23 protein-coding genes and 1 riboswitch are annotated in these 21,675 nt (G+C 51.4%); of the genes, 21 read left to right on the top strand and 2 right to left on the bottom strand.

Annotated features, from left to right (window positions below; translation table 11 throughout):
- Positions 1-53 precede the first annotated feature (53 nt).
- Positions 54-1,655, top strand: a complete 1,602-nt coding sequence (locus N774_RS0105230) for a terminase large subunit (protein WP_024860227.1) — start codon at positions 54-56, stop codon at positions 1,653-1,655.
- Positions 1,656-1,799: 144 nt separating this feature from the next.
- Positions 1,800-1,955 carry a hypothetical protein gene (locus tag N774_RS19120; RefSeq protein ID WP_155250355.1) on the top strand — a complete coding sequence of 52 codons (156 nt, stop codon included), beginning with the start codon at positions 1,800-1,802 and terminating at the stop codon, positions 1,953-1,955.
- A 51-nt stretch (positions 1,956-2,006) separates the two neighbouring features.
- On the opposite strand, the gene N774_RS0105220 is transcribed toward N774_RS19120, so the two are convergent.
- Positions 2,007-2,309: a hypothetical protein gene (locus tag N774_RS0105220; protein ID WP_024860226.1), complete on the bottom strand. Its 303-nt coding sequence runs from the start codon at positions 2,307-2,309 to the stop codon at positions 2,007-2,009.
- A 101-nt stretch (positions 2,310-2,410) separates the two neighbouring features.
- Between N774_RS0105220 and N774_RS0105215 the strand changes: the two genes are divergently transcribed.
- From N774_RS0105215 to N774_RS16915, 12 genes are all read left to right on the top strand, one after another.
- Complete coding sequence (locus tag N774_RS0105215; protein WP_024860225.1) at positions 2,411-3,658, top strand: phage portal protein; 1,248 nt, start codon at positions 2,411-2,413, stop codon at positions 3,656-3,658.
- Complete coding sequence (locus N774_RS0105210) at positions 3,651-4,418, top strand: head maturation protease, ClpP-related (protein WP_024860224.1); 768 nt, start codon at positions 3,651-3,653, stop codon at positions 4,416-4,418. Before N774_RS0105215 ends, N774_RS0105210 begins: the two co-directional genes overlap by 8 nt.
- Before the next feature lie 12 nt (positions 4,419-4,430).
- The gene (locus N774_RS0105205) at positions 4,431-5,639 is read left to right on the top strand and encodes a phage major capsid protein (protein ID WP_024860223.1); all 1,209 of its coding nucleotides are present in this window, start codon (positions 4,431-4,433) and stop codon (positions 5,637-5,639) included.
- Positions 5,636-5,908, top strand: a complete 273-nt coding sequence (locus tag N774_RS0105200; RefSeq protein ID WP_024860222.1) for a head-tail connector protein — start codon at positions 5,636-5,638, stop codon at positions 5,906-5,908. Before N774_RS0105205 ends, N774_RS0105200 begins: the two co-directional genes overlap by 4 nt.
- Positions 5,908-6,261, top strand: a complete 354-nt coding sequence (locus tag N774_RS0105195; RefSeq protein WP_009986404.1) for a phage head closure protein — start codon at positions 5,908-5,910, stop codon at positions 6,259-6,261. Before N774_RS0105200 ends, N774_RS0105195 begins: the two co-directional genes overlap by 1 nt.
- Positions 6,248-6,616, top strand: a complete 369-nt coding sequence (locus tag N774_RS0105190) for an HK97 gp10 family phage protein (protein ID WP_037280144.1) — start codon at positions 6,248-6,250, stop codon at positions 6,614-6,616. The genes N774_RS0105195 and N774_RS0105190 overlap by 14 nt, the downstream gene beginning before the upstream one ends.
- Positions 6,613-6,930 (top strand): hypothetical protein, encoded by a 318-nt coding sequence (locus N774_RS0105185; protein WP_024860220.1) that lies wholly within the window; start codon positions 6,613-6,615, stop codon positions 6,928-6,930. Before N774_RS0105190 ends, N774_RS0105185 begins: the two co-directional genes overlap by 4 nt.
- A gap of 2 nt (positions 6,931-6,932) precedes the next feature.
- Entirely contained in the window at positions 6,933-7,565 is a 633-nt protein-coding gene (locus tag N774_RS0105180; RefSeq protein ID WP_024860219.1) for a major tail protein, read from the top strand.
- A gap of 11 nt (positions 7,566-7,576) precedes the next feature.
- A complete protein-coding gene (locus N774_RS0105175; RefSeq protein WP_024860218.1) occupies positions 7,577-7,957 on the top strand; it encodes a hypothetical protein in 381 nt (126 codons plus the stop codon).
- Between the two features lie 26 nt (positions 7,958-7,983).
- The gene (locus N774_RS19425) at positions 7,984-8,121 is read left to right on the top strand and encodes a hypothetical protein (RefSeq protein ID WP_175541940.1); all 138 of its coding nucleotides are present in this window, start codon (positions 7,984-7,986) and stop codon (positions 8,119-8,121) included.
- A gap of 137 nt (positions 8,122-8,258) precedes the next feature.
- Positions 8,259-9,125 (top strand): EamA family transporter, encoded by an 867-nt coding sequence (locus tag N774_RS0105165; RefSeq protein ID WP_022785503.1) that lies wholly within the window; start codon positions 8,259-8,261, stop codon positions 9,123-9,125.
- Positions 9,126-9,229: 104 nt separating this feature from the next.
- Positions 9,230-13,564, top strand: a complete 4,335-nt coding sequence (locus N774_RS16915; protein WP_024860217.1) for a phage tail tape measure protein — start codon at positions 9,230-9,232, stop codon at positions 13,562-13,564.
- Between the two features lie 11 nt (positions 13,565-13,575).
- Here the strand turns inward: N774_RS16915 and N774_RS0105155 are convergent, their stop codons facing one another.
- Entirely contained in the window at positions 13,576-14,769 is a 1,194-nt protein-coding gene (locus N774_RS0105155; protein WP_024860216.1) for a cation:proton antiporter, read from the bottom strand.
- Positions 14,770-14,808: 39 nt separating this feature from the next.
- Positions 14,809-14,880: riboswitch (Fluoride riboswitch) on the bottom strand.
- A 56-nt stretch (positions 14,881-14,936) separates the two neighbouring features.
- On the opposite strand from N774_RS0105155, the gene N774_RS0105150 reads away from it, so the two are divergent.
- The 7 genes from N774_RS0105150 to N774_RS18735 all read left to right on the top strand — a co-directional run bounded on the left by N774_RS0105150 (position 14,937) and on the right by N774_RS18735 (position 21,652).
- Positions 14,937-15,794 (top strand): phage distal tail protein, encoded by an 858-nt coding sequence (locus N774_RS0105150; protein WP_024860215.1) that lies wholly within the window; start codon positions 14,937-14,939, stop codon positions 15,792-15,794.
- A 1-nt stretch (position 15,795) separates the two neighbouring features.
- Positions 15,796-16,908 carry a siphovirus ReqiPepy6 Gp37-like family protein gene (locus N774_RS0105145; RefSeq protein WP_024860214.1) on the top strand — a complete coding sequence of 371 codons (1,113 nt, stop codon included), beginning with the start codon at positions 15,796-15,798 and terminating at the stop codon, positions 16,906-16,908.
- 3 nt (positions 16,909-16,911) lie between these two features.
- Complete coding sequence (locus N774_RS18055; RefSeq protein WP_024860213.1) at positions 16,912-18,309, top strand: leucine-rich repeat domain-containing protein; 1,398 nt, start codon at positions 16,912-16,914, stop codon at positions 18,307-18,309.
- Positions 18,310-18,386: 77 nt separating this feature from the next.
- Complete coding sequence (locus tag N774_RS18050; protein ID WP_242836564.1) at positions 18,387-19,382, top strand: hypothetical protein; 996 nt, start codon at positions 18,387-18,389, stop codon at positions 19,380-19,382.
- Positions 19,379-20,050: a hypothetical protein gene (locus N774_RS0105130; RefSeq protein WP_024860211.1), complete on the top strand. Its 672-nt coding sequence runs from the start codon at positions 19,379-19,381 to the stop codon at positions 20,048-20,050. The genes N774_RS18050 and N774_RS0105130 overlap by 4 nt, the downstream gene beginning before the upstream one ends.
- Positions 20,047-20,475, top strand: a complete 429-nt coding sequence (locus tag N774_RS0105125) for a phage holin family protein (RefSeq protein ID WP_024860210.1) — start codon at positions 20,047-20,049, stop codon at positions 20,473-20,475. Before N774_RS0105130 ends, N774_RS0105125 begins: the two co-directional genes overlap by 4 nt.
- A complete protein-coding gene (locus tag N774_RS18735; protein ID WP_207640548.1) occupies positions 20,468-21,652 on the top strand; it encodes a GH25 family lysozyme in 1,185 nt (394 codons plus the stop codon). Before N774_RS0105125 ends, N774_RS18735 begins: the two co-directional genes overlap by 8 nt.
- Positions 21,653-21,675 lie beyond the last annotated feature (23 nt).

Raw genomic sequence — 21,675 nt, 5'->3', positions numbered from 1 at the left:
AACACGAAGGCGGCTACCGGAGGGCAGCCGCCTTTCTCATGGAGGTGAGGCACTTGCGAAAGCTGAAAGATTATACACCGACGCAGTTCATGGCGGAGGATTCCCATTACGACAAAGCCGCCGCTGATTACGCAGTCCGGTTCATCGAGTGCCTTGCCCATACAAAAGGTACATGGGCGGGAAAGCCGTTCGAGCTGATCGACTGGCAGGAGCGCATCATCCGCGACCTGTTCGGTGTTCTGAAGCCCAACGGCTACCGGCAGTTCAATACCGCATACATCGAAATCCCGAAGAAGAACGGCAAGTCTGAGCTTGCCGCTGCGGTCGCCCTGCTGCTGACCTGCGGCGACGGTGAGGAACGTGCCGAAGTATACGGCTGCGCTGCTGACCGTCAGCAGGCGGCAATCGTGTTCGATGTCGCCGCAGATATGGTGCGGATGTGTCCTGCGCTGAATAAGCGCGTCAAAATCCTGACCTCGCAGAAGCGCATCGTGTATGCGCCGACCAACTCCTTCTATCAGGTGCTTTCCGCCGAGGCTTACAGCAAGCATGGATTCAATATTCACGGAGTCGTGTTCGATGAGCTGCATACCCAGCCCAACCGGAAGCTCTTTGACGTTATGACAAAAGGCTCCGGTGATGCACGAATGCAGCCGCTGTATTTTCTGATTACAACGGCAGGCACGGACACCAATTCCATCTGCTACGAGCAGCACCAGAAGGCGCAGGATATTCTGGAAGGGCGCAAGATCGACAAGACCTTCTATCCGGTCATCTACGGCGCACCCGATGATGCCGACTGGACTTCTCCGGAGGTCTGGAAGAAATCGAATCCGTCCCTCGGTGAAACCATCGGCATGGACAAGGTGGAAGCCGCCTGCGAATCCGCCAAGCAGAATCCCGGCGAAGAAAACGCCTTCCGGCAGCTCCGTCTGAATCAATGGGTGAAACAGACCGTCCGCTGGATGCCAATGCACAAATGGGACGCCTGCAAGGTCGATTTCGACGAATCGCTGCTGGAAGGGCGTGTATGTTATGGCGGTCTCGATCTCTCGTCCACGACGGATATAACCGCATTTGTGCTGGTGTTTCCGCCGACCGAAGAGGACGACCATTATTATATTCTGCCGTATTTCTGGCTGCCGGAGGAAACGCTTGACCTCCGTGTCCGGCGCGACCATGTGCCGTATGACCTCTGGCAGCGGCAGGGCTTTCTGATGACGACCGAGGGCAACGTCGTTCACTATGGCTTCATCGAAAATTTCATCGACGAGCTGGGTACACGGTTCAATATCCGGGAGATCGCCTTCGACCGCTGGGGCGCAGTGCAGATGAGCCAGAACCTTGAGGGGCTGGGCTTCACGCTGGTGCAGTTCGGTCAGGGCTACCGTGATATGTCGCCGCCGACCAAAGAGCTAATGAAGCTGACGCTGGAGCAGAAGATCGCCCACAACGGGCATCCGGTTCTCCGCTGGAATATGGACAACATTTTCATCAAGCGTGATCCCGCAGGCAACATCAAGCCGGATAAGGAGAAATCCACGGAGAAGATTGACGGAACGGTCGCCACGATCATGGCTCTCGACCGTGCAATCCGCTGCGGGAACGACTCTGGCGACAGCATTTATGACAGCAGGGATATGCTTGTTTTGTAATGTCTATATACACAACACTGGCGGCTGATTTTTCCCGATTCTTCTGTGGTTTTAGCGGCTTGCTATTATTCCGGTTCAGAGTTAATATGTACACAACGGAAGGGCAAAGAAGCCCGCCGGAATAAAAACACGGAGGAAACCACAATGAAAAACATCACGAAGAAGGAACTCAACCGCATCGCAAAGGAGTACGGCTACGATCCGCAGTACCTTGAGGATCAGGTTCTCGACTGGGAGAGCGACGGCATCCGGGTGGATGCGCAAGACCTCGAAGACTACTGCGCAAACGGCGACATCTGAAAAGAAGGCAGCCCTTCCGGACGGAGGGGCTGTCTGCATAAAAAAATATTATTAGCGATTATTCAGTCTGGTTTCAAGTGTTTCCTTAAATTCAGCATTATTACATTTTGAGATCAGCATTCGATATCGTTCAATATTATCTGCATCAAAAACGCTCTCAATTGTATGCAGCAATCCCCAGTTCAGGTCATCACAATCGTCAGAGAACAGCGTAATCAGTAATTCTGCTTCTTCAAATGTCAGCGGTTCATCAATTTGAATCAGTTCATCATACTGATTGAATAATTCATCCGACATTTCGCTGTCATTTGGAATTTTACCGAGATTTACTAACTTCATAACGTTCTCTTTCATTTTTATCTCACCTCAGGATACATGATTTTCAGCGGAAACCTCCGCTTTTCCATATTATAACATACGCCCATAGAAAAAGTCAACCGAAAGGAGTGATGCACATGGGTATTTTCAGCGGACTGTTCCGGTCACGGGACAAGCCGAAGGACAGCTACGACAGCCCGTCCTACAGCTATTTCTTCGGACGGACTCATGCAGGCAAGCGAGTCAACGACCGCACGGCAATGCAGATCATCGCAGTTTATGCCTGCGTGAGAGTTTTGTCGGAGGCGATTGCACAACTGCCCCTGCACGTTTACCAATACACCGACAGCGGAAAAGAGCGAGTGCCGAGGCACCCGCTATATTTTTTGCTTCATGATCAGCCGAATCCCGAAATGACATCCTTCGTGTTCCGGGAAACGCTCATGGCGCATCTGCTGATTTACGGCAACGCCTATGCGCAGATCATCCGGAACGGCAGAGGCGACGTCATCGGACTGTATCCGCTGATGCCGGATAAGGTGCGTGTTGACCGTGACGATCGCGGCAGACTCATTTACTGCTACAGCCGATACGACGAACACAATCCGAATTTCAAGCAGCAGGGCGAGATCATTTTGCCGATGGAACAGGTGCTGCATATTCCCGGCTTGGGCTTTGACGGTCTGGTCGGATACAGCCCCATTGCAATGGCAAAGAATGCACTCGGTTTGGCGGTCGCCTGTGATGAGTACGGCTCGTCCTTCTTCGCAAACGGCGCTGCACCTTCTGCGGTGCTGGAGCATCCGGGCGTGATCAAGAATCCGGAGCGTGTGCGTGAGGCTTGGCAGCGGGCTTACGGCAGCAGCAATGCGCATAAAACTGCGATCTTGGAGGAGGGCATGAAATACACGCCCATCTCCATTCCAAACAACGAGGCGCAGTTTCTTGAAACCAGAAAGTTTCAGATTGAGGAAATTGCCCGCCTGTACCGTGTGCCGCTGCATATGATCGGCGACCTCGATCATGCTACTTTCAGCAACATCGAGCATCTGTCGCTCGAATTCGTAAAATACACCCTTGATCCGTGGCTGGTACGCTGGGAACAGGGACTACAGAAGGCGCTTCTTTCGGATTCCGAAAAGGGGCGCTATTTCATTAAATTCAATGTGGAAGGTCTGCTGCGCGGCGATTATGCAAGCCGAATGCAGGGCTATGCGACTGCAAGACAGAACGGCTGGATGTCCGCCAACGATATCCGTGAGCTGGAGGATATGAACGCTATTCCCAATGAGGAAGGCGGCAATCTGTATCTGGTGAACGGCAGCTTCACAAAGCTGGAGGACGCAGGCGTTTTCGCAGAGAAAGGAGGAAATGCAGATGAATAAGTTCTGGAACTGGGTACGCAATGAAGACACCGGCGCTGCCGAGCTGATCTTCAACGGACCGATTTCGGAAGACACATGGTTCGGCGATGAGATCACGCCTGCCATGTTCCGTAACGAGCTTTCAAAGGTCAGCGGCGATCTCACTGTCTGGCTAAATTCTCCCGGCGGAGATGTATTTGCGGCATCGCAGATCTATACGATGCTCCGCAGTCACAAGGGCAAGGTCACGGTCAAGATCGACGGTATTGCGGCAAGTGCAGCTTCTGTCGTTGCAATGGCTGGCGACGAAACGCTCATCGCACCGACGGGTATGCTGATGATCCACAACCCCTCGACCGTCGCTTTCGGCAACAAGGAAGCGATGCAGAAAGCCATCGAGCTGCTGGATGAGGTCAAGGAAAGCATCATCAACGCCTACGAGGAAAAGTCCGGTCTGAGCCGCAGCAAGATCGCCCGCATGATGGACGAGGAAACATGGCTGAATGCGAAAAAGGCGCAGTCTCTCGGACTGGTGGACGGTATTCTGTTTGCAAGCGGACAGCCGTCAGCCAGACTCCGGTCGCAGCCGAAGCCGGAGGAAGATGAACCGGATGAGGATGAAAATACACCGAAGCAGGACGAGCCGAAGGAAGATAACCTGACGGCGATGTCCTATTCCCGTGCCGCTACGATGCAGAGCCTCATGCAGAAGGTCTCCGCCGAGCGCAGGGGTACACCCGTGGATCAGCTCATGAGTCGGCTGAATCTGCTGAAATACTGATTGGAGGTATGTATAATGACTATTCAGGAACTTCGTGAAAAGAGAGCGAAGGCGTGGGATACCGCCCGTGACTTCCTCGACAGCAAGAGACAGGCAGACGGTACGCTTTCCGAGGAGGACAGCAAGACCTATGACGCAATGGAGGCGACCATCGTCAACCTCGGCAAGGAAATCCAGCGCATGGAGCGTCAGGCGGAAATTGAAGCGGATATGGCGAAGGCTACCACTTCTCCCATTCTGACTGCGCCTGCTGCACAGAACACCGAGCCGGAAAAGACCGGAACTGCATCTGCAGCATACAGTGATGCCTTCTGGAACAGCATCCGCAACCGCAACTGGATCGATGTCCGCAATGATCTTCATGTCGGCACAGACACCGAGGGCGGCTATCTTGTGCCGGATGAGTTCGAGAGAAAGCTCATCGAGGCGCTGGAGGAAGAGAACATCTTCCGCCAGATGGCGACCGTTATCAAGACTTCCAGCGGCGATCGCAAGATTCCGATCGTCACATCGAAGGGCGATGCGGTCTGGATGGATGAGGAGGAGCAGTACACGCTTTCCGATGACACCTTCGGTCAGGCATCGCTCTCCGCATACAAGCTCGGTACGGCAATCAAGATCTCTGAAGAGCTTCTCAACGACAGCGTGTTCGACCTTCCGTCTTACATCGCCCGTGAGTTTGCCCGCAGAATCGGTGCAAAGGAGGAGGAAGCCTTCTTCATCGGCAACGGCACCGGCAAGCCTACCGGCATCTTCAATGCAACCGGCGGCGCACAGGACGGCGCGACTACCGCAGGCGCAAGCATCACCTTCGATGATGTGATGGAGCTGTTCTATTCGCTCCGCAGCCCTTACCGCAAGAAGGCTGTCTGGGTGCTGAATGATTCTACGGTCAAGGCACTCCGTAAGCTCAAGGACGGCAACGGCAACTACATCTGGCAGCCTTCCGTTGCGGCAGGCGTTCCCGATACCATCCTCAACCGTCCTTACAAGACCTCCAGCTATGTTCCGGAGATCGGCGCTGGCAAGAAGTGTATGGCATTCGGCGATTTCAGCTATTACTGGATCGCTGACCGTTCCGGTCGTACCTTCAAGCGTCTGAATGAGCTGTTCGCTATGACCGGTCAGGTCGGCTTCCTTGCAATGGAGCGTCTTGACGGCAAGCTCATTCTCCCCGAAGCGATCAAGACACTCAAGGTCAAGAGTGGCAGCGGTGCATGATCACTCTGGCTGAGACAAAAAACTATCTTCGTGTGGATCATACAGAGGATGACAAGCTCATCCTCTCGCTGATCGACACTGCCAAGCGGCTGGTGCAGGACGTCGGCAGAATGGACGATGCGGCACTTGCGGTCAATGAGGAAACCACCCGGCAGGCTATGCTGTATACTGTTTCTTACCTCTATGAGAACCGCAACGGCGCTGACTACCACAAGCTGACGCTGACACTCCGGTCGCTGTTATTTGCGCAGCGTGAAGGGGTGATCTGATGGAGATCGGAACGCTGAATCAGCGCATCGCCTTTCTGGAACACAGCACGAAGATAGACGGCATCGGCAACCACAAAGCCCGGTGGGAGGAAGCCTTCTCCTGCTGGGCTGCCGTGTCCGTAAAGACATCGACGGAAACAACCGAGGCGGGAGTAACGCAGGAAGTCGTATCGCTGGAATTCACTGTCCGGCAGACACCCGATACCAAACGCATCAATACAACGACGCACAAGTTGCGCTTCCGTGGACTGGTGTACGACATCAACGGTGTACTGCCGAATTATAAATCACTCGACTATATGAAGATCACGGCAGGTACACGAAAGGCTGGTGAGCAGGATGACTTCGATTGACGATATGGCGGCGGAGATCATGCAGGGGCTGACAGAATATGCAGACCTTGCGGATACCGCTATGAAAGCCGCTGTGAAAAAGACAGCAACCTCCGTCAAGAAGGAAATCTCCGCCAATGCTCCGAAGCGCAGCGGCAAGTACCGCAAGAGCTGGACGACCAAGAAAACGAAGGAGAACAGCCATACACTCGAAATGACCGTTCACTCCAAAGACCGCTACCAGCTTGCGCACCTGCTGGAAAAAGGTCATGCAAAGCGCAACGGCGGACGTGTATCCGGCAAGCCGCATATCGCGCCTGCGGAAGCGCATGGCGAAGAAATGCTCACGCATCTTATCGAGGAGGCGCTGTCATGACCTATGAAGAAATCAATGAAATGATGCAGGAGATCGGGATGCCGTTCGCCTATCATCATTTTGCCGAGGGCGAGTCTCCGAAACCGCCTTTCGTTATTTTTCTCTCACCTGGCGAGGATACCTTCGGCGCGGATAATCTGATGTATCACAGCTTCAAGCAACTCGATATTGAACTGTATACAGATGAAAAGTCACCCGATACGGAAAGCCGTGTGGAGGAAGTGCTGACGCAGCACAATATCTATTACACGAAAACTGAAAGCTGGATCGAGAGCGAAAAGCTCTACGAGGTGCTTTACGAAATGGAGGTATAACAATGGCACTGCAGAAGAATAAGGTAAAATTCGGTCTGAACAAGGTGCATTGGGCAAAGATCACAGCATGGAGCGATGATGGCGTTCCGACCTTCGCAACGCCTGTACGCCTGCCCGGTGCAGTTTCCCTGAGCATTGACGCAAACGGCGAAAATGAGAATTTTTATGCCGATAACAGCGTGTATTATGTAATCAATAACAACGCAGGCTACGACGGTGATCTGGAGGTCGCACTCATCACAACCGACTTTGCTACGGCGATTCTCGGTGAGCAGCTCGATGCAAAGGGCGTTCTGGTGGAGCGTAACGATGCGGAAACATCGCAGTTCGCACTCATGTTCGAGTTTGACGGCGACAAGAACCACATCCGCCATGTGCTGTACTGCTGCTCTGCATCCCGTCCTGCGACTGAGGGTGAGACCACGGAGGAAAGCAAGAGCGTCAAGACGGAAAAGCTCTCCCTCAAGGCATCGGCGCTGCCGAACGGTCTGGTGAAGTCCAAGACCTGCGAAAGCACTGACCAGACCACCTATGACAACTGGTACAATGCTGTGTATATGCCGACTGCTGCTACCAACAACAGCACCGGCACACGTTCCGCAGGCACAACCAAAAGCAGCAGCACGACCGAGTAAGGAGGTACAGCATGGCTATTAAAAAGACGATCACCGTTGACGGTATCGAGGTTCCTTTCAAGGCGAGTGCCGCTGTGCCTCGCCTTTACCGTATCAAGTTCCGCAGGGATATTTACAAGGACTTCGCTGCACTTCAGACTTCCGTGCAGGAGGGTGACGAGGAAAGTTCTGCTCTTGACATCGAGAGCCTTGAAGTGTTCGAGAATATCGCATACATCATGGCGAAACACGCTGATCCGGAAAACGTCCCGGACAACCCCGACGAGTGGCTCGAAGCGTTCAACACGTTCTCCATCTACGAGGTGCTGCCGCAGCTCATCGAGCTGTGGGGACTCAACGTGGAAACGCAGGCGGAATCTAAAAAAAACATCGAAAAACTGACCGCCCGATGACAACGCCCCTCTTCCTTCTCCGATGTGTGCAGATCGGGCTGTCCCTTTCGGAGCTTGATCTGCTCACGATCGGAGTCGTGAATGATATGTTTACCGAAAAGGAAAATGACGAATATGACGGCTGGCATGAGGTCGCTGGACAGGCAGACTTTGATGCGTTCTGATTGACTTTTTCTTCCTACTGTGTTATAATTCTGTTGTGAAGGAAACATGAAGCTTCCTTCGCTAAATCGGGATTTATCTTAGAGATAATTGATGGACGAGAATTACCAGAATATATGACAATGAATAAGGGGAAGATATGTGGCTGATCATGGCGGCTTTGTCCGCGCTCTTTGCCGGACTTACGGCGATACTTGCGAAATGCGGAATCAAAAAGACTGATTCAGACGTGGCGACTGCTCTGCGGACGGTCGTTGTACTCCTTTTTGCCTGGATCATGGTGTTTATCGTTGGCTCTGCTGGAACGATCACGGAAATATCGGCAAAATCTATCATCTTCTTAATTCTGTCCGGCTTTGCGACAGGAGCCTCGTGGATCTGCTATTTTAAAGCCCTGTCCGTCGGCGATGTGAACAAGGTCGTTCCCGTCGATAAATCCAGCACGGTTCTGACAGTGCTTATCGCAATCATCCTTTTCAGTGAGACAGAACATCTGGCGGTCAAGCTGATCGGTACTGCACTTCTTGCGGCAGGCGTGTTTCTGATGATCGAAAAGAAGAAAACTGAAGCAAAGGACACAAAGCGCACGTGGCTGCCCTACGCGATCGGTTCCGCTGTTTTTGCTGCCCTGACCTCTATTCTGGGAAAGATCGGCATAACGGATGTAGAATCAAATCTCGGGACGGCGATCCGTACTGGTGTTGTTCTTGTTATGGCTTGGCTGATCGTCTTCGTTAAAGGCAAAGGTGCTGAACTGAAAAATACTGATTCCAAAGAACTTGTATTCATAGCTCTGTCCGGGATTGCCACAGGCGCATCATGGCTCTGTTACTATTACTCCATACAGAACGGCGTTGTCAGCGTTGTCGTACCGATTGATAAGCTCAGCATTATCGTTTCCGTCGCTTTTTCCTATTTCGTATTCAAAGAAAAGTTGAGCAGAAAGGCGCTTGCCGGGTTGATTCTGATTGTTGTCGGCACTTTGGCGATGGCGATCTGGGCATAGGAAACAAATAACGGCAAATTCTGATTTAGCTTAGTAACTGAATATACACTGAGCAGTCCTTCGGGGCTGCTTTTTTCATGCCCTCACAGAGGAGGTGAAACCGCATGGCAAACAGAATCAAGGGCATCACGGTCGAAATCGGCGGCGATACGACCAAGCTGTCGAAGGCGCTGGAAGGTGTCAACAAAAACATCAAGAACACGCAGACGCAGCTCAAGGATGTACAGAAGCTGCTGAAGCTCGATCCCAGCAACACGGAACTGCTCTCGCAGAAGCATAAGCTCCTCGCCGATGCGGTGAAGGCTACCAAAGAAAAGCTGGAAACTCTGAAAACGGCAGCAGAGCAAGCAAATCAGGCGCTTGCGAACGGCGACATTTCGCAGGAGCAATATGATGCCCTCCAGCGTGAGATCATCGAAACGGAACAGGAGCTACAAAACCTCCAGCGTGAGGTAGAGGCTTCCAGCACGGCTCTTGCCAAGCTCGGTCAGGCGGGTGAAATGCTCGAAAAGGCAGGCGACAAAATCGCCGATGTCGGTACGACACTGACCACCCATGTGACCGTTCCCATTGCGGCTGCGGGTACAGCCGCCGTAAAAACAGCAGCGGATTTCGATTCTGCAATGTCGAAGGTCGCTGCTGTATCCGGTGCGACTGGTGATGAACTGGACGCACTGCGTGACAAAGCCCGTGAAATGGGCGCAAAGACCAAGTTCTCCGCTTCCGAGGCTGCCGATGCCATGAACTACATGGCGATGGCGGGCTGGAAAACCGGAGATATGCTGGAAGGTATCGAGGGCATCATGAACCTTGCTGCTGCTTCCGGTGAGGATTTGGCGACAACATCGGATATTGTAACAGACGCTCTGACCGCTTTCGGCTTATCTGCTGCCGACAGCGGTCATTTTGCTGATGTTCTGGCGGCGGCATCTTCCAATGCGAATACCAATGTCAGCATGATGGGCGAAACCTTCAAATACTGTGCGCCTGTTGCGGGTTCTCTCGGATTCTCCTGCGAGGATACAGCGCAGGCAATCGGTCTGATGGCGAACAGCGGTATTAAGGGTTCGCAGTCCGGTACGGCGCTCCGTGCAATCATGACTGCCCTTGCGGGCGATGTGAAGTTCTGCGGTGAATCCTTCGGCGAAATCGAAATTGCAACGACCAACACCGACGGTTCGATGCGTGAACTGAATGACATTCTGGCGGACTGCCGTGTGGCTTTCGCACAGATGTCGGAATCGGAACAGGCATCGGCGGCGCAGGCTCTGGTCGGCAAGAATGCTATGTCCGGCTTCCTTGCGCTGATGAATGCTGCGCCTGCGGATATTCAGAAGCTGGAGGGTGCGATCAGCACTTGTTCCGACGAGATTGACGGCTATAACGGTGTCACTGAGAAGATGGCTGCCGTCATGCAGGATAACCTCGGAGGACAGCTTACCATTCTGAAATCACAGCTTCAGGAGCTTGCTATCTCTTTCGGCGAAATCCTGATGCCTGCAATCCGTTCTATTGTCAGCAAGATTCAGGGCTTCATTGACAAACTGAACGCTATGGATCCCGCCACAAAGGAAACCATTGTCAAAATCGCACTTGTAGCGGCGGCACTCGGACCTCTCCTTGTGGTGGTCGGCAAAACAATGGTCGGTGTCGGCAAGCTGATGCAGCTTGTAGCAAACCTGCCAACGATCATCGCAGGCGCAAAGGCGGCATTCACTTCCTTCGGTGCTGCGATCGGCGGTATCAGTGCGCCAGTGGTCGCTGTCATTGCAGTTGTTGCTGCACTGGTGGCGGCTTTTGTGCATTTGTGGCGTACCAACGAGGACTTCCGCAATAAGATCACTGCGATCTGGGAGCAGATCAAGAGCATTTTCTCCGGCTTCTGTCAGGGCATTGTTGACCGCATCAATGCGCTGGGCTTCGATTTCAAAAACATCACCGAGGTCATCAAGGCTGTATGGGACGGACTCTGCAAGTTCCTGAAACCGATCTTTGAGGGGCAGTTCCAGCAGATCGCAAATATCTTCAAAGCTGTGACAGACATTATCCTGAGTGTTCTGGATATTTTCGTCGGCATCTTTACCGGCGACTGGAGCAGAGTGTGGGATGGTATCAAAGGTATCTTTGTAGCGGTATGGAATTTCATCAAGGATACACTGAAAAATGCGCTGAATATGATCTGCGGTATTTTCGGCACCGATCTTGGTGAAGTGAAGGAATTCTGGGTGAACGTCTGGACGAGCATCAAGAACTTTTTCGTCAACATCTGGAACAGTATAAAGAACTTCGTAAGCACCGTTCTCAACGCGATCAAGAACTTTTTCACAACTATCTGGACGGGTATCAAGAATTTCTTTGTCGGCATATGGACGGCTATTTACAACAGTGTCGCTGAGAAAATCAACCTGATTAAGACGGTTATTACTGTTGTCTGGAATGCGATTCATACAGCGATCAGCACGGTGCTGAATGCGATCTGGTCTGTTATCACAACTGTGTGGCAGACCATTTACGACTTTATCTCTCCGTTGCTGGAAGCGTTCAAATATCTGTTTGAGACGATTTTTGAAGCGATCCACGTTATCATTTCCCGTGTCATGGATTGGATTTACGAGAAGATCACCACGGCATGGGAGAACATCAAGGCTGTTGTAACGATTGTGCTTGAGGCGATCAAGGCTGTGATTGAAACTGTATGGAATGCGATCCATACTGCGATCACTACGGTGCTGGACGCGATCAGCAATGTCATTTCTACAGTCTGGAACGCGATCTCCGGCTTTATCTCCGGCGTGGTCAATGCGATATGGTCAGTGATTTCAAGCATCTGGAACAGCATTAAAGATCATATCACAAATACACTGAATGCGATTCATGCGGTCGTATCGGCTGTGTGGAATGCAATCAGCGGATTTATTTCCGGGATGCTGAATACCATTTCTTCTGTGGTATCCTCGGTATGGAACGCGATCAAAAATACAGTCAGCACCGTGATGAACGCGATTAAGACGACGGTATCGAATATCTGGGACAGCGTAAAAAATGCCGTTACCCAGAAGATAACGGAGATCAAGGATACGATTGTCAACGGCTTCAATGCTGCTGTCAGCTTCATCAAAAATCTTGCTTCGCAGGCGTTCCAGTGGGGCGCTGATATTATCAACGGTATTGTCAACGGTATTAAGAGCTGTATCAACAAGGTTTCAGATGCAGTCAAGGGCGTGGCAAATAAGATCAAGTCCTTCCTGCACTTCTCTGTACCGGATGAGGGACCTCTTGCGGATTTCGAGAGCTGGATGCCGGACTTCATGCAGGGACTTGCCGATGGTATCAACGCAAATACCAGCGTGGTGAACGATGCGGTCAACAGCTTTGCAGGCGGTCTTGCTGAGAAAATCAGCAGTGTAATTCAGAGCGCACTATCCAATGTGGTAACATCGGTGCAGGGCTTCATGACGCAGGTGTTTGATACGGTCAAAACAGTCTGGACAAACGCCAATACTGCGATTGATGCGACAATGTCGCAGATCAGAAACGGCATCACTTCCGGCTGGAAAACGATCGTCAGCACCATTAAAACGGCGCTTGAAAATATCCGCAATGTCATCACGACCACATGGAAGGCTGTATCTTCTGTGATTTCCGCAGCGCTGGACGATATCAAAAAAATCGTCACGGCGGTGTGGACGGTGCTGAAGAACCTCATCAAAACGGGGCAGCTTGACATCAAGTCCGTGGTGACGACAACGTGGGAAGCTGTATCCGGTGTGGTTCGGACAGCAGTCAACGGAATCAAATCCGTTGTGCAGGCGGTCTGGGATGCAATGCCGGATACCGTGCGCAGCGCTATGAACCGTGTCAAGGAAGCCGTGCTGTCTATCTGGGACGGCATCAAAAGCGGCATCGGCGACAGGCTCGGCGGAGTGCGGGATGCCGTGACGGGCGCGATGAATGCTGTATATCAGGCGGTCATGGATAAGGTCAACAGTTCGTGGTCGTGGGGACGCGACCTCATGCAGAACCTCATCAACGGCATCACCTATATGCTCGGCAGCCTGATCAATACAGTCGCGGATGTTGCTCGTTCCATCTGGGAATACCTGCATTTCTCCGTACCTGAAAAGGGTGCGCTGACCGATGTGGAGGAGTGGATGCCGGACTTCATGAAGGGACTGGCAAAGGGCATCAACAAGAGCAAGAAATATGTCGAGGCGGCTGTGTCCGGTGTGGCAGATGCCATGACGCTGACGATGCAGTCCGGGCTGAATGTCGATATGGACGGCATTTCCGGTGCCATGATGAACGGCGGCAGCGGCGGTGTGGTCAATAACTACTACAACAACGACAACAGCCGGACAGTGAATCAGACTAATAATAGCCCGAAATCACTGTCACGGCTGGAGATTTATCGTATGACACGCAATGCGCTGAATGTGTGAAAATAGTCTTGTCAATGATCAAGTAAACCACGATACGTTTTATCAATCCCAATTGCGCCAAGCGGAGCGGTTATAAGAATTGCCAATACAGCTACCGATAGTACGATTTTACCGCATGGAAGACCAAGCGAAAGCGGTACAGAGCCAATAGCAGCCTGCACTGTGGCTTTGGGGAGATATGCGATAATACAGAATAATCGCTCCTTTGCGTTAAGGTTAGTACCGAGCAGACACAGAAATACACCGACAGCCCTGAATATGAGAGCTATAAAAATCATCAGTACAGCCGCACCACCTGCTGATAAGGTATAACGCACATCAACTGCCGCACCCACAAGCACAAATAGCATAACTTCTGCACCTATCCACAGCTTTCCGAATTTCTCCGAAAGACGTGCTGAAACAGAATTGACGGACTTCAGCTTTATAATACAAGCTGCAGCGACAACAGCGAGGAGTCCCGAAACAGCAACATAAGGCTTCACGAGCGTTTCTACGCTCATAAGCAGAAACGAAACACCAAGTAAGATAATGACTTTAGTACTGTTTCTGATCATGAAGTGATGTTGATATGATTTTTCAAACAGAAGATAGATACAATAGCCCGCAATCGCTCCGAGTAATATGCCAAGCACTATTGATACGGGAATATTCAAAAAGTCTGCCATTCTTGCCGATCCGCCCTGTGCCATCGTCACGAATGTGGAGAACAGAACAATAACAAAGATATCATCGCAGGATGCTCCAGCAAGAATCATTTGCGGTATACTTTTTTGTGTACCGCATTTTTCTTCAATCAGTTTTACCATTCTCGGCACAACTACCGCAGGAGATACTGCGCTTAACACTGCTCCCATAACGGCAGCTTCAACCCGGTTTACGCCGAGCAGAAGCGGGGCGAAAACAACGTAACCGATTATTTCACAGCAGGCAGGTACAAATGACATCATAACTGCTGGTCTGCCAACACGTTTCAGATCTGATAAATTGAGTGAAAGTCCTGCTTTTACAAGTATTATGATAAGTGCTATTTGTCGCAGTTCTGATGATATTCCAAGTATCTTCGGATCAAGCAAATCAAGCACATATGGACTTATGATAATACCTACACCAAGCATTCCTATGATGCGAGGCAGCCCGATTTTATCAACAATAGCAGCAACAGAAAGCCCTAAAAGAATAATAATAGCAAGTGATAATAGCATTGTAATACCTCCAAAATAAAAAAGCTGACAACTTCTGCGTATAAGGCAGAAGTCATCAGCTTGATAAGCGGTTTAGGTTTCCCAAGGGAGAGCATCATTCCCTGTATTCTATTATTCATATTATAGCATCAATCTGCTTACGTGTCAAGTACACAGGAGGTGATTTCGTGTTTTTTACACTAATTCTTGAAAATGCCAATGGCGACCGTGTAGACATGACCGCCACGGCAAATCGGTATATGACCTCAAAGGTGGAAGGGCTGAATCCTCCCACCGGCACAATCAGCACCTCCAGCTATGCGGGCATGGACGGCAGCTATTTGAATAACGCCTTCATTGAGAAGCGGAATGTCGTCATTTCCTTTGAGATGCGTGGTGTGGGCGTGGAAGCTCGCAGGCATCAGCTCTACAAGGTGGTGAAGCCGTCGCGCTACATCAAGATTTACTACGCGACCGCAGGTATTGATGTGTTTGCGGAAGGCTATGTGGAAACCTGCGAGGTGCAGAATTTTGAACAGCTTACAACCGGGCAGATTTCTATTCTCTGCCCGGATATTTATTGGTACTCCACGACCTCGGTCATGGCGTACTATTCGCAGATCACCGGCGCTTTCACATTTCCGTTCCCGACGGAGAGCAATCCGGAGCCGTTTATCCTCGGTAAATACAACACGCAGAACATGATGACCATTGTCAACGACGGTGACGAGATCGGCTTCACGCTGGTGATTGAAGCGCTGGAGGATGCACGTTCTCCTACGCTGTATAATGCTGACACGGACGAATACTTGCAGATCACCGGCGACATTCTCGCGGGAGATATTATCACAGTGACTACCAAGACAGGCAACAAGACAGTCACGCTTGATCGCGGCGGTATCAAGACTAATATCATCAACCGGCTTGTTTCCGGCTCGACATGGCTGACGCTGCGTGAAGGGAGAAACCGTTTCTACCTGCGCGGTACGGGACTGCAAAACCTGAAAGTCACAATCGTCCACACGAATGCGTATCTGGGGGTGTAATATGCAGATTGAAGTTTATAGAATGGAAGCTGCGGAGGACGCCCTCACGATTACCCTTGAGGCTGTCTGCGACACCTTTTCCTCGCTGCTATGGGATATTGAATACTACAAATGCGGCAGTTTTGAGGTGTATATCGCTGCAAACCCGCAGAACATTGAAATTTTCCAGACCGGCAGAATCGTCGGTCGTGATGACGATAATCAGCACTTCGGCATCATTGAATCTGTGCTTATAAATACAGATATTGAAAACGGCGACTACCTGACAGTGCGTGGTCGTTTTTTGATGTGCCTGCTGGAACGGCGCATCATTCACCCGACATACAACGTTACAGCGGCAAAGGCATACAGCGAGATCGTCCGGGAGGTCGTGACGCAGAATGCGCTGCTCACGGACAACCGCAGGATTCCGGGGCTTTCCCTTGGAACGGTTACCGGCGCTTGCTGGGAGCTGACTGCTACACTCCAGATCAGTTATGCAAACCTCATGGACTGGGTGTATACGATCTGCGAGAAGCTCGGCGGCACGGCAAATATCCGGCTGGTGAAAAGCAGCGGTGAGCAGTACCGCATGGTATTTGATTTATCGGAGGGCGCTGACCGCTGCATTATGCAGGAGGATAATCCGCATATTATCTTCTCTGACGCATACAGTAATCTGCTCTCGTTCAGCTATGCGGAGGACAGCAGCGTCCAGAAGAATTTTGCCTATATCTTCGGTCAGGGCAAGGGTGATGAGCGCAAGCGCACCACATATTGTGACGGCGATGAGCCGACCTATCTTGACCGCTATGAAGTGTATGTGGATGCGGACGATATTTCCGAGACAGAGCAGGTCGAGGGAGAAACGATCCCGATTCCGAAGGAGAAGTATATCGAACTGCTGAAAACAAGAGGCTCGGAACGGCTGGTGCTGCCGAAAACCGCATCAGAGTCGGACATCGCTGCGCACAACACACAGTATGTGTACAACCGCGATTATTTCGTCGGCGATTATGTTACTGTGCAGCACCGACGCTTTGGCATGATGCAGCCGCAGATACAGCTCATCGGCATGATTGAGGGCTTCGACCAGAACGGGCGCAGCCTGACACCAACTTTCAAGGAGGCATGATATATGGCTTTTTACAGCGGATTTTTCAATTCAAATGGGCTCGACCGCACCTATACGGCGGAGGACTTCACGAGCTACCTCTCCAGCATCATCTGCAACGGTATTCTTGACACCTACGGGCAGAACTTCAAGCTGACAGCGGCGAACAGCGGTCTTGGTGTGGTTCTTGGTACCGGTAAAGCGTGGATCGACGGACACTATTTTATCAACGATTCCAGATATGTAATCGACCTCACATCGTATCAGGACGAGTCTTTGCCGAGATATGTCGGTATTGCAATCTATCTTGACACAACAGAATCTGTTCGCAGTGTTTCTCTCAGGCTATTCGCCGGAACCCCGGCAGAGAATCCGTCGCTTCCGTCCATTCCACAGGATGAAAATCATGTCCGCCTTTTGATGTATGCGGTACGTATGAATCCGGGAGCCACACGAATTACAGAGAATGACTGGTACGACTACCGCGAGGACAAGAATGTCTGCGGCTATTGTAAGTGCATTCTCGGCAAGTGTAAGGTCACGGAACTGATGTCGCAGATGGCGCAGCTTATCGCGGAGGTGCAGGAAAACAACGAGACCATTGCAGAGCTGACAAATAAAGTTGAGGAGCTTGAGGCGGAGGTTGAGGATATTGGTGACATTGTCGCTGTCGGTCAGTGCGGTGAAAACATCTTCTATGCACTGTACTCCAACGGCAAACTGCTCCTGAAGGGTACCGGAGATATGTATGATTACGATTCTCCGCTCAGTCCGACCGGTAATGACTCTCCGTTCTTCAATAATCAGGATATTAAAAATGTGATTGTATCCAACGGCATCACGGATATTGGCGTATATGCATTCCGTTACTGCGATGCTCTTGAAACCGCATCACTGCCGGGAACGCTGACAAAAATCAGCGATTTTGCCTTTTATCCGCATCCTGATGATATGGCAACTCCGACAATTACACACGGTCTGACAGAGGTCACAATTCCAAGCAGCGTGACGGAAATCGGTTATTGTGCTTTTGCATACAACAGGCTCACAACACTGACAGTTCCGAGAACAGTAACAACCATCGGAGAACGTGTCTTTGCTGCTTGCTCAAACCTGACGACAGTTCGCTATGAAGCGCCTGTTATTAATGAGTTCATGTTCGTCAACTGCAATCATCTTGAAAATGTAACGCTTGCAAGGACAGTGACGGAGATCAAATCGCACTGGATCAATTACTGCCGTTCTCTGACTGAAATCACATACGAGGGCAGTCTGGCGGACTGGGCAGCAATCAGAAAGGGTGGCAATTGGGACGCTCATGCCGGTTCTATCAGCACGACAAATCTCACGAGAATCAACTGCCTTGACGGATATATGCAGTATAATTCTGAAACAGGAGAATGGACGGAGGTGCATGAATAATGTGGAAATTTCTTGTAAAGAACCAGAGCATTGAGATTCTGGAGCGCGAGGTGCTGGCGGATCATCAGATTCAGTATGTGCAGTTCCGGTTCACCTTTGACGGTGACTGGCGGCGCTTTCATAAGGTCGTGCAGTTCACGCAGTGTGACGAAACTTATAACATCGTCCTCGGCATGGATGGCACATCTCTGTATCTGCCTGCGGAGCTTCATGTCGGCGCGGCAAAAATGTCCGTGTTCGGCTATGATACCGAAAGCGATACGACTGTTCGTGCAACGACTGTGCCAGTCACGCTGAATATCCGTCCTTCCGGCTTTGTGGGCGATGACGAACCGCCCATTCCGCCGACGCCTGATCTGTATGCGCAGCTTCTGAAGAAGATTGAAGAAGCGGGACACGGCGCTGACGGCAAGTCCGCTTATGAGATCGCTGTCGAGCATGGGTATGTCGGCACGGAAACCGAGTGGCTTGCATCGCTCAAAGGTGAGCCGGGTGAAACACCGGATATGTCTGAATACCCGAAAACATCAGAAGTCACAATCATGATCGAGCGTGAGATCGAGGCGGCGACCGGAGATTTTCATTCTCATGCGAACAAGGCAACACTTGACTCACTGACACCAGAGCTTCTGACGGAGCTTCAGGGCTTGCAGCAGTTTGAGGACAGCACGATTTATGATATTCAGACGATCAATGAGGAACTGCTGACGCTGAATGCGCAGCGACATACGCATAACAACAAGGATGTGCTGGACAGTATCACACAGGAAATGCTTGACGGTATCGCAAGCGCAGCGAGACAGGCGCATTCACATCACAATATGACCACGCTGAACGGCATCACGGATTCCCATGTTGAACGTTGGGAATTGGCGTATACCAGTGCTATGAACCTCAATGAGCGCGTAGGCGTGAATGAGGGTGTATTCGAGCGCTTCAAGACAGAGATTCTCTATGATATGCAGGGATGCAGGACTTCCATTTCGGATATCCTTACCCGCCTGTCTGCCGTGGAGACTGAACTATCCGGCGTGGAGACCGCACTTGCGGCAATCGTGGAGGTGACGACATGAGCATTGCAAATTATCTGATAGCGCTGGATGCGCAGCGCGATCAGCTTGCCCGGAATCTTACGGCAATGGGTGTTCAGGCATCCGAGAGTGAAAAGCTGAATACCCTCGTGCCGAAGGTGCTGCAAATCCCGTCCGGCAGACCGGAGATCACTCTGTTTCAGTCCGGCAATGATGCTCTTGCCACCTACGGTGAGAGCATCTACACCTTTTATATTGACGGCTACCGCAGCCTTGCGGGATTCGCCGATGTATACCCGTATTTCTGCTGCGCTGACAACGGCTATGCGATCTACTATAACCAGCCCGACTTTAACTGGGGCGCTACCATTTACACGATGTGTATCACTCCGGTACGCATCACGCCTGCAAAGAAGATTCTGCTCACCTATAAGTGCGGCAATACCGAAAGCGGCGAGATGTGGCTGGTACGCAAGAGCAGTCAGCAGATGTCCGCTGCGGAAACTGCCCGGTATATCCACGAGAAGATCACCGGCGGCGAGGCTATTTCCGTTCCGTTCGGCTGGCTTTTCACCGTGGACAACTATGTTGCCGTTCTGCACGACTGCGGCAGTGTATCTGCCGACGACTATTATCTCGCGTGGAAGGCGGTAACGGACAATACACATCCGATGATCAGAACGGTCAAGATACTGGAGGTGACAACATGAAAGGAAGTATTTGTACGGTGATCGGTGCGATCGGCGGCGGAATCGCAGCGCTTTTCGGCGGCTGGGATTCCGCACTGGTGACGCTCATCATCTTCATGGGCATTGATTTTGCAACCGGAATGATTACCGGCGCAATGGGCAAGTCCAAACACAGCAAGACCGGAAAGCTGAACAGCAAGGCTGGCTGGTACGGGCTTGCGAAGAAGTGCAGTATCCTGATGCTCATTATCGTGGCGGTGCGTCTGGATATTCTTCTCAATACGAATTATGTGCGTGATGCTGTCTGCATTGCGTTCTGCGTGAACGAGCTGCTCTCTATTGTAGAGAACACCAGTCTCATGGGTATTCCGTATCCGCCTGCACTGAAAAACGCCATTGAGGTGCTGCAAAAGCAGACCGGCAGAAAGGATGATAACGATGATTAAGACCTACAGCTATACAGATAACACGCAGCTTTCTCCGCACTTCAATGCGCAGGAGTTCCGCTGCAAGTGCGGCAAGGCACATGATTTTCAGATCGATGATGATCTCATCACCAAACTGGAGGCACTCTTTTCTAAGCTGAACTGCTCTAAGATCATCGTCACCAGCGGCTTCCGTTGTGCTGCTCATGATAAGGCAGTCAAGGGCAGCGGCACGGGACAGCATACACTCGGCAAGGCAGCGGACATCTGCTGCTACGGGCAGGACGGACAGCCCATCAGCAGCAAGACCGTCTGCTGCAAGGCGCAGGACACCAGCTTCACCGGAATTGCAAATATCACTGCCGCTTACATCTATACACACGTCGATGTACGTTCCGGCGGCAAGTGGTACGGTGATGAGGTTCACGGCAACAGCTCTGTGACCGATGATTTCTATAAATACTTCGGAGATGATGGTATGAAGGGCATCGACGTCAGCGTTCACAACGGCAAGATCGACTGGCAGAAGGTCAGAACTGGCGGCATTGAGTTTGCGATTCTCCGCGCAGGATACGGCAGGCTGGCATCGCAGAAGGATGATCGTTTTGAGGAAAATTATGCGGGTGCAAAGGCTGCCGGTATTCCGATCGGTGCTTACTGGTACAGCTATGCCATGAGCGAGGACGAGGCTCGTCTGGAGGCTGATGTGTTCCTGTCCGTCATCAAAGGAAAACAGTTCGAGTTCCCGGTATATTTTGATCTGGAGGAGAAGAAGCAGTTTGACCTCGGTAAGGAGAAGGTGTCGGCGATCATGCGGGCGTTCCTCGAAAGAGTCGAGGCAGCGGGCTATTTTGTCGGTCTGTACGGCTCTGCGTCCTCTCTCAAGACACATACCGCCGATGACATCAAATCCCGCTACACGATCTGGCTGGCGCACTGGTGTGACCAGACGAATTACAGCGGCGCATACGGTATCTGGCAGCATTCCGAGAAAGGCAGAGTGAATGGCATCAACGGCAATGTTGATCTTGACATCTGCTATAAGGATTTCCCGACCATTATCAAGGGTAAGGGGCTGAATGGATACGGCAAGGAGAAAGCCCTGACAAATCCGCCTGCACCTGTTTCGGATGACGGCATCACAGTAGAAGTCACTGTTGACGGCAAGAAGTACAGCGGAAAACTGAATAAGGCGTGAGACATGGGCTGTCGGAGATTAGT

Origin of the sequence: Ruminococcus flavefaciens AE3010 (genome assembly GCF_000526795.1) — a bacterium.
Classification (GTDB): Bacteria; Bacillota; Clostridia; order Oscillospirales; family Ruminococcaceae; genus Ruminococcus; species Ruminococcus flavefaciens_D.
The sequence above is the reverse complement of the archived record's forward strand: the minus strand, read 5'-3'. Positions and strand labels throughout refer to the sequence as shown.